Source organism: Saccharopolyspora sp. 6V, assembly GCF_020176785.1.
Classification (GTDB): domain Bacteria; phylum Actinomycetota; class Actinomycetes; order Mycobacteriales; family Pseudonocardiaceae; genus Saccharopolyspora_C; species Saccharopolyspora_C gregorii.
Genome location: NZ_JAIUKB010000010.1, coordinates 11,236 through 23,286 on the forward strand (window position 1 = coordinate 11,236; position 12,051 = coordinate 23,286).

A 12,051-nucleotide genomic window follows, 5' to 3' on the forward strand; every position below is an offset into this window, starting at 1 on the left:
GCGGGGGGGGGGCCCCGCGCGGGGGGGGGGGGGGGCCCCCCGGCCCCCCCCGGGGCCCCGTCGGGCCCCCCCCCCCGCGGGTGCGCGGGTGCGCGGGTGCGCGGGTGCGCGGGAAAGCTGGGGGGATCAGGGAGCGGTCAGCGGGATTCGCAGGTCCGCGCCGCACCGCGGACCGCGACGACCACGAGCGTCACCAGCGCCACCCCGCCGAGCAGCAGCGTCGGCAGCAGCGGCACCAGCACCCGGTCGGCGCCGAGCGCGCAGCCGAACAGCGCGGCCGGGTAGGCGAACCGGAGCCAGCGGCGCTGCCAGTCGCGGGACCAGCGCACCTTCCCGCCGGTGAACAGCGCGAGCCCCGCGGCGAACCCCAGCAGCACCGGCGGCGACACCTCCAGCCCGGGCCGTCCCGGTTGGAAGGACCAGGACACCAGCGCGGCCACGCCGCTCGCGCCGACGAGGAACAGCGGCGGCAGCAGGATCCACATCCGGACCGTGAGGTCACGCAGCGCAGGGCACAGCACGGGATCAAGGATGCTGGCGGACGGGTCCAATCGCACCGCGTCGCGGCGGCCGCTCGGCGGGCGGTCGCCTGCCCGCGCCGGGCGGTCGGGCGAGCCGCTCGCCAGGAATAACGTGCTCGGCGACTGCGTTCCAGGTCAGCGCCTTCGGTCTGGCAGAATGACAGGCCGAGTCGGCTCCGGTTCACCTCGCGATGATCGTCGGCGAGGACCCGGCGGCCCCGAACAGGAGGACACGCGTGAAGTCGGACATTCACCCCGAGTACGTCGCCACCCAGGTGACCTGCGGCTGCGGGAACACTTTCACCACCCGGAGCACCAGCAAGGCCGGCAACATCACGGTCGAGGTCTGCTCCAACTGCCACCCGTTCTACACGGGCAAGCAGAAGATTCTGGACACCGGTGGCCGGGTGGCTCGCTTCGAGGCCCGCTACGGCCGGCGGCAGAAGAACGCCGCGAAGTAGCTGGGCCGACGGCGCCCGTCCTCGCGCACCGCGCAGGGCGGGCGCCGTCGTCGTGCCGGGCCCTGCCCGCTCGTCCAGCCGAATCCCGGTCCAGCCCGTCCGGTCCAGCAGCGAAGAAGGTTCCCGTGGAAACGTCCAAGCTCGACGAGTTGCTCGCGGAGCACGCGGAACTGGAACGGCGCCTGGCCGAACCGGACGTGCACGCCGACCAGGCCACCGCGCGCAAGCTCGGCCGCCGCTACGCCGAGCTGACCCCCGTGGCGAAGGTCGCGAAGGAGTGGGAGCAGGCCCGCTCCGACCTGGTGACGGCGCGCGAGCTGGCCGCCGACGACGAGGGGTTCGCCGCCGAAGCCGATGCGCTCGCCGAATCCGTGCCGGAGCTGGAGGAGAAGCTCACCGAGCTGCTGCTGCCCCGCGACCCGCACGACTCCTCCGACGTGGTGCTGGAGGTCAAGTCCGGGGAGGGCGGCGAGGAATCGGCGCTGTTCGCCGGTGACCTGCTGCGGATGTACCTGCGCTTCGCCGAGCGGCAGGGCTGGCGGGCCGAGGTGCTCGACGCCACCGAATCCGACCTGGGCGGCTACAAGGACGTGACGGTCGCGGTGAAGGCCAAAGCCGGGGACACCGGGCCGGACGGCGTGTGGTCGAAGCTGAAGTTCGAAGGCGGCGTGCACCGGGTGCAGCGGGTGCCGGTCACCGAATCGCAGGGCCGGGTGCACACCTCCGCGGCCGGTGTCCTGGTGTACCCGGAGACCGAAGAGGTCGAGGTCGAGGTCGACGAGAAGGACCTGCGCATCGACGTGTACCGCTCCTCCGGGCCCGGTGGGCAGAGCGTCAACACCACCGACTCCGCGGTGCGCATCACCCACCTGCCGACGGGCACCGTGGTGTCCTGCCAGAACGAGAAGTCGCAGCTGCAGAACAAGCTGCGCGCCATCCAGGTGCTGCGCGCCCGGCTGCAGGCGCTCGCCGAGGAGGAAGCGCAGAAGGAGGCCGCCGAGACGCGGCGCAGCCAGGTGCGCACCGTGGACCGCTCCGAACGGGTCCGCACCTACAACTTCCCGGAGAACCGCATCTCCGACCACCGGGTCAACTACAAGGCCTACAACCTGGACCACGTGCTCGACGGGGACCTGGACGGGGTGCTGGAGGCGCTGATCGCCGCGGACCGCGCCGATCGGCTTGCCGCGAGTGCCTGAGCGGACCGGCCGCGTGCCCGGGCCGCGCGGTACCGGATCGACCCGACCGGGTCGTGTTCGCCGTGCCGGGGCGGTTCTCCGCGTTCCGGGGTGTCGCCTGAACGAGCTCCCGGATCATGCGCTCTAAGCTTGCCCCCGTGACTCGACAGCCACTGCGCCTGGCCATCCTCGAAGCGGAACGTCGGTTGTCCGCGGCAGGCGTGGCGAGCCCCCGGACGGACGCCGAACTGCTGGCCGCGCACCTGCTCGGCGTGGAACGCACCAAACTGATGATGGTGCCGCTGGTCGACCCGCCGGTGGTGGAGGCGCTGCAGGCGCTCGTGCAGCGCCGCGCCGAGCGGATCCCGCTGCAGCACCTGGTCGGCAACGCGCACCTCGGCGGCGTGGAGCTCAGCGTCGGGCCGGGCGTGTTCGTCCCCCGGCCGGAGACGGAGCTGCTGCTCGCCTGGGGCCTCTCGGTGCTCGACGGCGTGGAGCGGCCCGTGATCGTCGACCTGTGCACGGGGACCGGGGCGCTCGCGCTGGCCGCCGCGCACGCCCGCCCCGACGCCCAGGTGCACGCCGTCGAACTGGACCCGCACGCGCTGGCGTGGGCGCGGCACAACGTGGACCAGCAGGCCGCCGCGGGCGACACCCCGGTCCGGCTCTACTCCGGTGACGTGGGCGATCCGACGCTGCTGATGGAGCTCGAAGGGCTCGTCGACCTGGTGCTGTGCAACCCGCCGTACGTGCCCGAGGGCACGCCGGTGCCGCCGGAGGTGCGCGACCACGACCCGCACGGCGCCGTGTTCGGCGGCCGCGACGGGCTCGACGTGGTGCGGCAGGTCGTCGGGTGCGCCGCGCGGCTGCTGCGGCCCGGCGGCGGGGTGGCGATCGAGCACGACGACACCCACGGCGGTTCGGTGCCCGCGCTGCTCAAGGCGCGGCGGGTGCTGTGCGACGTCGAGGACCACCCGGACCTGGCGGGGCGCCCGCGGTTCGCCACCGCGCGGCGGGCCGTGCCGGAGCACTGATCCACCGGCCGGTGCGCTGCCGGCCGTTCCGCTTCCCGCGACGAGCGGGCCTTCGTGCTGCCCGGATCCGCGCGGTGGGTGGTGGAAGGGAACCTTCCTGCCACCGGTGATCGGAAGGTTCCCTTCCTCCACCGGGGTGCGGACGTCGAAAAGCCCGGCCGGGGTGTGCCCTGGCCGGGCTTCGCGAACGCGTCCGGGACTCGCCCGGTGGTCGATCAGCGGTGCTGTCGCGGTGCCTGCTCGGCGGGTGCGGACTTCGGGCCGCCCTGCTCGGTGCCCTGGCGCTGCTGCTGTTCGGCCGCGCCGGGGATGGGCAGCTGGATCCGCCGGGTCGGCGGGTCGTGCGGGTTCCGCTGCTGCTGCCCGGGGTTGGCCGCGCCGGGGAGGTTCTGGCGCTGGATCTTCTCCGTGGGCCCTTCGGCTCCGCTGCGCTGCTGGTTCTGCGGCCGCTGCTGGGGTTGCTGCGCGGGGCGCTGCCCCGGCTGGGCGGCCTGCGGTGCGGGTTCGTGCGAGCGGTCTTCGGCGACCTCGGCTTCGGCGGACTTGCGCGCCTGCTCGCGGGCTTCCGCGGCGGCTTCCCGCAGCGCGGCCTCCTCCTCGTCCTCCTGGTCGAGGCGGGCGAGCAGCGGCGTGGTCTGGCCGAGCAGTTCCGCGGCGTCCCGCAGCTTGCTCGCGACGGTGTCGCGCAGCTCCGTGAGCGAGTGCACCTGCTGGTCGGCCTTGGTGAGCCTGCGCTGGCACTCCTCGGTGGTGGCGCCGAGCCTGCGCTCGGCGTCGAGCCGCGCTTCCCGGATGAGGCGTTCGCGTTCCCGGGTGCCCTCCTCGACGAGGCGGGTCGCTTCGTCGGTGGTCTCCCGGACCATCCGCTCGGCCTTCTCGGTGGCCTCGGCGACCAGCCGTTCCGCTTCCCGGGTGCTGTCGAGCTCCCGCTTCTCGGCGGCCTCGACGCTCTCCTTCTCGCGCTGCTGGGCGGCGGCGATGCTGTCCTTCTCGCGCTTGTCCGCGGCCGCGGTGCTCTCGCGTTCGAGGAGCTGGGCGGCTTCGGTGCTCTCCCGGTGCAGCTTCTCCGCGGCCTGCTGGGCTTCGGTGGTGAGCCTGGTGGCCTCGTCGGTGGCCTCGCGGACCCGGCGGTGCGCCTCGTTGGTGCCTTCCCGCAGCCTGCGGTTGGCTTCCTCGGTGGCTTCGCGGACGCGGCGCTGGGCGTCGGCCTTGCTGGTCGTCTCCTGCTCGGTGAGCAGCTTCATGGACTCGGTGCGCCGCGCCGCCATCGCGATCTCGAAGTCCTCTTCGACCTGCACCCGGCGGGCTTCGGACTCCTCGTCGGCGCGCTTGCGGTTCTCCTCCGCCTCGGTGGTGATCCGCTCGGCTTCGGCCTTGGCCTTCTCCAGCGTCGACCGGTGCTCCTGCTCCATCTCGGAGCGCCGCGTGTCGACCTCGGCGATGAGCTTCTCGTAGCGGGTGCGCAGCGCGCCCGCTTCGGCCTCGGAACGGGCGCGGGTCTCGGCGGCGTCCTTCTCGGCGCGGGCGCGGATGTCGTTGGCCTCGTCCTGCGCGAGGCGCAGCATCCGCTGCAGCCGTTCGCTGAGCCCTTCCAGCGTGGTCGGCGGCTTGGACAGCCGCTCCACCTGACCGCGGAGGTTCTCGATCTCCGAGCGCGACGATTCGAGCTGCTTCGACAGATCGCGTGCCTGCGACACGGCGGCGTCGCGGTCGGAGGTGATGATGCGCAGATCCGCGTCGACCCGTTCGAGATGCTCGTCGACCTGGGCGCGGTCGTATCCGTTCTTGCGAACGAGGTCGAAGCCCGATCCCAGCGGGAGAAGATCACGATCGTCGGCGAGGCCCATGGTTCAACGCTACCTGGAAGGCAACCGCGTTGTGGGAGGTGTGGGCGGGATGACCGGAGAATCGCGCCGCGGAACCACCGGACCGGGGCTGAGCGCGCGGTCTCGGGCCGGAAGTCCCTTGTTCGGCCGGCCGGTCAACGCGAACGGTGGGGTGCGTCGGGCGGGCTGCTGGAGGTGATCGACATGGCGACCAGGACGAACGAACCGTCGCAGGTCCGGCCTTGGACGCGGTGGCAGGACTGGGCGGCGCTGGTGATCGGGGTGTACGTCGTGCTCGCGACGATGTGGACGCGCACCAACGGCGGTGCGCTGTCGGCGATGGTCGTGCTCGGCGGGCTGCTGGTGATCGCCGCCGTGTGGTCGTTGGCGCTGCCCAGGTCGATGACCAGCGAGTACGCCCACATGCTGCTGGGGGTGCTGCTGTTCATCGCGCCGTGGGTGCTGGGCTATGCGGCGTTGACCGGGGCCGCGTGGACCTCCTGGGTGGCGGGGGTGCTGGCCGTCCTCGTCGGCGCCGCGGCGCTGCCGCAGGCGACCGTGGCGCACGGCAGGGGCGTGGCCGGTCAGCACTGACCGGTCGGCCGCGCGCTCCGGCCGCGGGACTTCCGCGCGGTCGGTCGGTGCGGCCCGCTGACGGGAAGAGGCGCTGTGCGCGAGTTCACCGACGGGAAGCCGAGTCGCCGACGTCGCGCGCCGGCGGCGTCGGCGCGGGAGCGGATCCTGTCGGCGGCGGGCGAGTTGTTCGCCGAGTCCGGGTTCGCCGCCACCCCCACGTCGCGGATCGCCGAGCGGGCCGGCGTGCCGAAGGGCCTGATCCACTACTACTTCCGCCGCAAACCGGACCTGCTGGTGGCGCTCGTGGACCGGCTGCCCGCGGAGCGCGTGGACGTCCGGCGGATCGTGGTGCCGGGCGACGTGGCGGGCACGCTGCGCCGCCTGGTCGCCGAGCTGGACCGGCGGTTCGAGGCGACGCTGCCGCTGCACCACCTGCTGTGGCGGGAGGCCGACACGCACAGCGCGGTCCGGCGCGCGCTGCGCGAACGCTTCCGGGCCGTCGTGGCCCAGGTCCGCGAGGTCGTCACCGCCGCGGCACCCGCTCCGGCGCGCGCCGACGTGGACACCGCCGCCGTCCTGCTGGCCAGGGTGATCGACCACCGGCACGCGGTCGCCGGGCGCGCCGAGCACGACGAGTCCGCCGACCGCGAGATCGAGTTCATCGCCCGCGGGCGCGGCCCGCGCTGACGGTCAGGACGCGGGTTCGACGAGCTCCACCAGCACCCCGCCCGCGTCCTTCGGGTGCACGAAGTTGATGCGGCTGCCCGCGGTGCCCCGCCGCGGCGCGTCGTAGAGCAGCCGCAGGCCCTTGGCGCGCAGGGCCTCGCTCGCCGCGTCCACGTCGGTGACCCGGTACGCGAGCTGCTGAAGGCCCGGCCCGTTGCGGTCCAGGAACTTCGCGATCGCCGAGTCGGAGCGCAGCGGCGCGATCACCTGCAGCTGGGTGGCCCCGGCGGCGTCGCCCGGCGCGCGCAGCATCGCCTCCCGCACCCCCTGCTCCTCGTTGACCTCGGTGTGAGCGACCTCCAGGCCGAACGTGGCGCGCTGGAACTCGATCGCGGCGTCGAGATCGGTGACCGCGATGCCGACGTGGTCGACGGCGGTGACCAACCCGCTCAGTTCGCTCTGCATGGCGGGAGCCTAACGCGCCGCGAATCCTGCGCGGGGGTGCGAGATGTGGCAGGAAAGGCCTCGGCCCGGGTGCCGCCGCGGTGCGCGCCCGGGCGCCGCGCGCCGTCTACGTGGAGGGTGGGACATGGTCTCCGGACGACGAACCCGGCTGATCGCGGTGGCCACCGCGGTGCTCGTGATCGGCCTCCCGTCGATCTCCGCGGGCGTACCCGACGAGGTCCGGCTCAAGCACGAACGCGCCTGGGTCGACCCGGGGCCGCTGGAGTTCGGAGCCGAACCGCACGCGGCGGTGCGCGCCGCGGCCGCCGACGCCGCGGCGGGGGCGGACTGCGCGGTGGACGTGGACACCGCCGCTCGCCTGGTCCTCGCGCCCACCTGGCCGGAGGTCGCGGCCTCCGGCGGCGCACCGGCGCCCATGACGCTCTCCCGGTACGACGACGGGACCGCGCTCGCCGACCCGGGGCGGAGCTCACCGGGGATCTTCTTCAGCCCCGGCGTCGGGGCCTGGCAGCTCGACTCGGCCGGGCTCGGCGCGGACGCGACCGCGGCGGCCGCCATCGACACCGGCACGGCCGCGCGCACCGTCGCACCGCACGTGGTGCGGAAGTACTGCGGCGAACTGGGCGACGGCTCCTCCCCGGCCGCGGCGCGCGCCGCCGCCTGGAGCTCCTGGTACGCCTGCGACGAAGGTGCCTGCGAGGACGTGTACCAGCGGCTCCTCGCCGCGGGCGTCGTCGAGGACACCACCGTCGGCATGCACGGCGGGGCCGCACCTCGGCGGTGCCGCTACGCGGGCGCCGTCCACGACTGCGCCTTCGTCGACCCCGCCGCGGCGCAGGGGGACGAGGCGTGGCGGGTCCCCGGCTACGGGCCCGCGCCGGTGCCGGACCCGTTCTACGTGCTGACCCGCGGCGGACACGAGGTGCGCTACTGGCTCGCCGCCGACACCGGGGCGCGCGGCGACGTGTCCGCGTCCAGGGCGCTCGGCTCCGACGCCCGGGAGTCGTTGCGCTGGTCGGCGGGGGCGGGGTTGTGCGACCTCACCGCGGGCCGCGGCGCCTGCTGACGGACTGCGAGGAAGGGAACCTTCCGGTCACCGGTGGCAGGAAGGTTCCCTTCCTCGCCGGCGCCGTGACGGGAAGGGAACCTTCCTGCCGATGGTGTTCCTGTGCGAGAGTGCCCAGATGGCACTGCGTGCCACGCGTGGACGTGGGCGGGTCGAGCGCATGATGGAGAGCGCGCCCGAGCGGTGCGCAGCGGTAGTCGACGAGAGGGCCGGGAGGCCACTGTGAGCACATCTGTGATCGTTGCCGGGGCGCGCACCCCGATGGGCCGCCTGCTGGGCTCGTTGAAGGACTTCTCGGGCGCGCAGCTCGGCGGTGTGGCCATCAAAGCCGCCCTCGAACGCGCCGGCGTCGCCCCCGGCCAGGTGCAGTACACGATCATGGGGCAGGTGCTGACCGCCGGCGCCGGCCAGATCCCCGCCCGGCAAGCCGCCGTGCACGCCGGGATCCCGATGGACGTGCCCGCGCTGACCATCAACAAGGTGTGCCTGTCCGGGCTCGACGCCATCGCCCTCGCCGACCAGCTCATCCGCGCCGGCGAGTTCGACGTCGTCGTCGCCGGCGGCCAGGAATCGATGACGCAGGCCCCGCACCTGCTCGCGGGCTCCCGCGAAGGCACCAAGTTCGGCGACGCGCAGCTCGTCGACCACATGGCGTTCGACGGCCTGACCTGCGCCTTCGACGACATCGCGATGGGTGCCTCCACGGAGAAGCACAACTCCCGGCACGGCCTCACCCGGCCTGAGCAGGACGAGTTCGCCGCCCGCTCGCACCAGCGCGCCGGAGCCGCCGCGGAACGCGGCGCGTTCGCCGAGGAGATCACCCCCGTCGAGGTGCCGCGGCGCAAGGGCGACCCGGTCGTCGTCGACGCCGACGAGGGCATCCGCCCGGACACCACCGCCGAATCGCTCGGCAAGCTCCGCCCGGCGTTCGCCCCCGACGGCACCATCACCCCCGGGTCGGCCTCGCAGATCTCCGACGGCGCCGCCGCCGTCGTCGTCATGAGCAGGGCGAAGGCCGAGGAACTCGGCCTGACCTGGCTCGCCGAGATCGGCGCGCACGGCGTCGTCGCCGGCCCGGACGCCAGCCTGCACGAACAACCGTCGAACGCGATCAAGGCGGCCTGCGCCAAGGGCGGCGTGGACGTCGCCGACCTCGACCTGGTGGAGATCAACGAGGCGTTCGCCGCCGTCGGCATCGTCTCCACCCGCGCGCTCGGGCTCTCCCCGGACGTCGTCAACGTCAACGGCGGCGCCATCGCCCTCGGCCACCCGCTCGGCATGTCCGGTGCCCGCATCGCGCTGCACCTGGCGCTGGAACTGCGGCGCCGCGGCGGCGGCACCGGCGCGGCCGCGCTCTGCGGCGGCGGCGGTCAGGGCGACGCGCTGATCCTCCGCGTCCCCGCCGGCTGACCCGGCACGGGCGGCATCGGGGGAGCCCGGAAATCACCCTGATGCCGCCCTGGTTTCGCGCCACCGACCGTGATCACGTTCCGTGTTCGCCGCTACCCTGGCGAGCATGAAGTGGCTTCCAGGTGGATGGCAACGCGCGGACCGGGCCGGACGGGAATGGGCGACGGTGCCCGGCCGCGTCACCCGCAGGAATGACGCCACCGCGCGGATGGGGGCGGAACGCGGCGGCTCCGCGACCCGCGTCTACGGCAAGCAGGAGCAGCCCCCGGAACCCCCGGCGCCCGTCGGGCTCGGTCCCGAAGCGCAGGACGTCGACGTGTCCGCGAACAGCTTCCGCCTGCTGCTCATCGGCGGCGGCGTCAGCGGTCTCGGCACCGTGCTGTGCGCGGCCACCCTGGCGAACAACGGCAGCACCGTCGGCATGTGGGTGTGGCAGCTGGTGTTCGGCATCGTGTTCCTCGGCTTCGTGATCTCCTCCCGGGGCATGCTCAGCAGCCGCGGATTCCTGCTCGACCGCAGCGGTTTCTACGCCCGCACCCTCGGCGAGGTGTACGGGGTGTCGTGGAACGAGATCTCCGCCATCGGCATCGGCAGCCTCCCGTGGATCGAGCAGAAGCGGCCCGTGCACCCCGAGCGGCGCGTGGCGCTGGAGTTCTACCCGGCCGACCCGGGATTCAGCAGCAGGCACCCCGAACTGGAGCGCTGGCGCGTCGAAGAGCAGCCCTCGCTGCCCGGGACCCCCTCGGTGCGCTACCGCTTCCACCTGCCGCCGTTCACCCGGCTCCCGCGCGCCGTGGAACGCGGCGTGCAGACCGTGGCGCCGCGCAAGTGGGTCGGGCACTACCGAAGGCACCTCCCGCCCATCCACTTCCCGGACTCGACCAAGCTCTGAGGCCCTTCACCAGCCGAGGCTGTCCAACGGGTCTGCGGAGGTGAGTGCCGGGTCGTCGTCGTGGAACGTGCGGGCTCGGCCGCGACCCGTCACGGCCGTCTCGAAGCGGACCGTGACCCGGCCCAACCCGGCGCCCTGCACCCAGCCGTGCCCGGCATCCGGGTGGAACACGTCGTCGCCCGCGCGCCACGACCGGTGCGCCGCCACCGGCGCGGGATCCGCCACCGGCGCCGACGAGTCCGGTTCCGGAACCGCCTCGGGTTCCTGGGACGGGTTGCCGAACAACGCCTCCTGCTCCGACGTCGCCAAACCCGAGAACGACACGCCCACCAGCCGGATCGGGGTGCCCGGCGGCACCGCCACCCCGATCAGCCGCCGCGCCGCCGCACCCAGCGGGCCCAGGTCCGAGGTCGCCGTCGCGAACGTCTCCGCCCGGCTGATCGTCGTGAAATCCGCGTCCCGCACCTTCACCGTCACCGTCCGCGCCGCCCGGCCCGAGGACACCAGCCTGCGGTGCGCGTGCTCCGCCATCCCGTCCACCTCGGTCGCCAACCGCACCGGCTCCGTGATGTCCACGTCGAACGTCGTCTCGGCGCTGACCTGCTTCGCCTCCGCGCGCTCCGCCACCGGGTGGTCGTCCACGCCGTGCGCCAGCCGGTGCAACTCCGCGCCGTGCGCCTGCCCGAGCAGCGCCGTCGCATCGCCCAAGCGCAGCGCCGCCAGCTCACCCACGCTGTACACCCCGATGCGGTGCAACTTCGACTCGGTGACCGGGCCCACGCCCCACAACTTCCGCACCGGCAGCCCGGTCAGCAGCTCCAGCTCCTGCTCCGGCGGCACCACCAGCGCTCCGTCCGGCTTCGCCAACCCCGACGCGATCTTCGCCAGCTGCTTGCCGGAACCCGCACCGACCGACGCCGGCACTCCCACCTCGCCGCGGATCCGCTCCCGCAACCCGGCCGCGAACCGTTCCACCTCCGCCGGCTCGGCACCCGCCAGCTCCACCGGCTCCAGGAACGCCTCGTCGATCGACACCTGGCCGACAACCTCCGACACGTCCCGGACGATCTCGAACACGCGGCGGCTCACCGCCTGGTACACACGGCCCCGCGGCGGCAGCACCACCGCCACCGGGCAGCGCCGCCGCGCCTCCGCCATCGGCATCGCCGACCGGGCCCCGTAGGCGCGGGCCTGGTAGCTCGCCCCCGCCACCGTGCCCCGCGGCCCCAAGCCGCCCACCAGCACCGCCCGGTCGGCGACCGTGGGACGGGTGAGCTGCTCGACCGACGCGAAGAACGCGTCCATGTCCACGTGCAGCACCCATCTGCGCATGTGCACATTCAACGAGATGCCACCGACAACGACCACGCACCCCGCCCGGGAGGAAGGGAACCTTCCGGTCACGGATGACACGAAGGTTCCCTTCCTCGCCCTCGGGCGCGGTCAGTCCTCGGCAGGCGCGTCCCGCTCCGGTGGTGCCTCACCGGACCCCTGCTTCGGCGGCGCGAGGAACACGACGCCGCGGTCCAGGTCCAGCGGGCCACCCGGATCGTGCTCACGCCCGGGCGCGCCCTGATCGCCCTCGTGCCGGAGCTTGCGCCCCGGGAAGAGTTCTCCGTAGGAAGCCATGTCCCCAGCGTAGGGCGGTCGCGGCAGGCACGGCACCGATCCGGGCCCTCATGCTGCGAGGAAGGGAACCTTCCGGTCACGGGTGGGAGGAAGGGAACCTTCCTGTCACGCGGAGCTCGTGGGCGCCCGGCGCGTGCGATGAGGGGAACCTTCCTGTCACGGACGCGACGAAGGGAACCTTCCTGTCGCGACGACCCCCGGAACGAAACCGGGCCCCCCCCCGGGGGGGGGGGGGGCGGGGGGGGGGGGCGCGCCCCCCCCCCCCCCGGGCCCCCCCCCCCCGGGGGGGGGGGGGCGCGGGGGGCGCGCGGGGGGGCGCGGGCGGCA

13 protein-coding genes are annotated in these 12,051 nt (G+C 73.9%); 8 read left to right on the forward strand and 5 right to left on the reverse strand.

The window, feature by feature from the left end; translation table 11 throughout:
• Nucleotides 1–137 precede the first annotated feature (137 nt).
• Entirely contained in the window at nucleotides 138–521 is a 384-nt protein-coding gene (locus tag LCD35_RS01515) for a hypothetical protein (RefSeq protein WP_225043606.1), read from the reverse strand.
• A gap of 236 nt (nucleotides 522–757) precedes the next feature.
• On the opposite strand from LCD35_RS01515, the gene rpmE reads away from it, so the two are divergent.
• The 3 genes from rpmE (at nucleotide 758) to prmC (ending at nucleotide 3,194) form a co-directional block, all read left to right on the forward strand.
• Nucleotides 758–982: a 50S ribosomal protein L31 gene (gene rpmE, locus LCD35_RS01520; RefSeq protein WP_224960393.1), complete on the forward strand. Its 225-nt coding sequence runs from the start codon at nucleotides 758–760 to the stop codon at nucleotides 980–982.
• Nucleotides 983–1,107: 125 nt separating this feature from the next.
• Nucleotides 1,108–2,181 carry a peptide chain release factor 1 gene (prfA, locus tag LCD35_RS01525; protein ID WP_225043607.1) on the forward strand — a complete coding sequence of 358 codons (1,074 nt, stop codon included), beginning with the start codon at nucleotides 1,108–1,110 and terminating at the stop codon, nucleotides 2,179–2,181.
• A 137-nt stretch (nucleotides 2,182–2,318) separates the two neighbouring features.
• A complete protein-coding gene (gene prmC, locus LCD35_RS01530; protein WP_224960396.1) occupies nucleotides 2,319–3,194 on the forward strand; it encodes a peptide chain release factor N(5)-glutamine methyltransferase in 876 nt (291 codons plus the stop codon).
• Between the two features lie 215 nt (nucleotides 3,195–3,409).
• Here prmC and LCD35_RS01535 read toward each other — a convergent pair whose 3' ends face one another.
• Nucleotides 3,410–5,041 carry a M protein gene (locus LCD35_RS01535; RefSeq protein WP_225043608.1) on the reverse strand — a complete coding sequence of 544 codons (1,632 nt, stop codon included), beginning with the start codon at nucleotides 5,039–5,041 and terminating at the stop codon, nucleotides 3,410–3,412.
• A gap of 183 nt (nucleotides 5,042–5,224) precedes the next feature.
• Here LCD35_RS01535 and LCD35_RS01540 point away from each other — a divergent pair, with 183 nt between their 5' ends.
• Both LCD35_RS01540 and LCD35_RS01545 read left to right on the forward strand, forming a co-directional pair.
• Nucleotides 5,225–5,614: an SPW repeat protein gene (locus LCD35_RS01540; RefSeq protein WP_224960398.1), complete on the forward strand. Its 390-nt coding sequence runs from the start codon at nucleotides 5,225–5,227 to the stop codon at nucleotides 5,612–5,614.
• Nucleotides 5,615–5,689: 75 nt separating this feature from the next.
• A complete protein-coding gene (locus tag LCD35_RS01545; protein WP_225043609.1) occupies nucleotides 5,690–6,283 on the forward strand; it encodes a TetR/AcrR family transcriptional regulator in 594 nt (197 codons plus the stop codon).
• Between the two features lie 3 nt (nucleotides 6,284–6,286).
• Here the strand turns inward: LCD35_RS01545 and mce are convergent, their stop codons facing one another.
• The gene (mce, locus tag LCD35_RS01550) at nucleotides 6,287–6,727 is read right to left on the reverse strand and encodes a methylmalonyl-CoA epimerase (protein ID WP_224960400.1); all 441 of its coding nucleotides are present in this window, start codon (nucleotides 6,725–6,727) and stop codon (nucleotides 6,287–6,289) included.
• 124 nt (nucleotides 6,728–6,851) lie between these two features.
• Here mce and LCD35_RS01555 point away from each other — a divergent pair, with 124 nt between their 5' ends.
• The 3 genes from LCD35_RS01555 to LCD35_RS01565 all read left to right on the forward strand — a co-directional run bounded on the left by LCD35_RS01555 (nucleotide 6,852) and on the right by LCD35_RS01565 (nucleotide 10,095).
• Entirely contained in the window at nucleotides 6,852–7,793 is a 942-nt protein-coding gene (locus LCD35_RS01555) for a hypothetical protein (protein WP_224967040.1), read from the forward strand.
• Between the two features lie 222 nt (nucleotides 7,794–8,015).
• Nucleotides 8,016–9,203 carry an acetyl-CoA C-acetyltransferase gene (locus LCD35_RS01560; RefSeq protein WP_224960403.1) on the forward strand — a complete coding sequence of 396 codons (1,188 nt, stop codon included), beginning with the start codon at nucleotides 8,016–8,018 and terminating at the stop codon, nucleotides 9,201–9,203.
• Between the two features lie 106 nt (nucleotides 9,204–9,309).
• Nucleotides 9,310–10,095, forward strand: coding sequence for a hypothetical protein (locus LCD35_RS01565; RefSeq protein WP_225043610.1), 786 nt, complete (start codon nucleotides 9,310–9,312; stop codon nucleotides 10,093–10,095).
• 6 nt (nucleotides 10,096–10,101) lie between these two features.
• On the opposite strand, the gene LCD35_RS01570 is transcribed toward LCD35_RS01565, so the two are convergent.
• Both LCD35_RS01570 and LCD35_RS01575 read right to left on the reverse strand, forming a co-directional pair.
• Entirely contained in the window at nucleotides 10,102–11,427 is a 1,326-nt protein-coding gene (locus LCD35_RS01570; RefSeq protein ID WP_225043611.1) for a DNA polymerase IV, read from the reverse strand.
• A 111-nt stretch (nucleotides 11,428–11,538) separates the two neighbouring features.
• A complete protein-coding gene (locus LCD35_RS01575; protein ID WP_225043612.1) occupies nucleotides 11,539–11,724 on the reverse strand; it encodes a hypothetical protein in 186 nt (61 codons plus the stop codon).
• Nucleotides 11,725–12,051: the final 327 nt, after the last annotated feature.

Coding starts and splice junctions, on each gene's coding strand:
- LCD35_RS01535 (WP_225043608.1), bottom strand. CDS start 5,041: ATGGGCCTCGCCGACGATCGTGATCTTCTCCCGCTGGGATCGGGCTTC.
- LCD35_RS01540 (WP_224960398.1), top strand. CDS start 5,225: ATGGCGACCAGGACGAACGAACCGTCGCAGGTCCGGCCTTGGACGCGG.
- mce (WP_224960400.1), bottom strand. CDS start 6,727: ATGCAGAGCGAACTGAGCGGGTTGGTCACCGCCGTCGACCACGTCGGC.
- LCD35_RS01555 (WP_224967040.1), top strand. CDS start 6,852: ATGGTCTCCGGACGACGAACCCGGCTGATCGCGGTGGCCACCGCGGTG.
- LCD35_RS01565 (WP_225043610.1), top strand. CDS start 9,310: ATGAAGTGGCTTCCAGGTGGATGGCAACGCGCGGACCGGGCCGGACGG.
- LCD35_RS01570 (WP_225043611.1), bottom strand. CDS start 11,427: ATGCGCAGATGGGTGCTGCACGTGGACATGGACGCGTTCTTCGCGTCG.
- LCD35_RS01575 (WP_225043612.1), bottom strand. CDS start 11,724: ATGGCTTCCTACGGAGAACTCTTCCCGGGGCGCAAGCTCCGGCACGAG.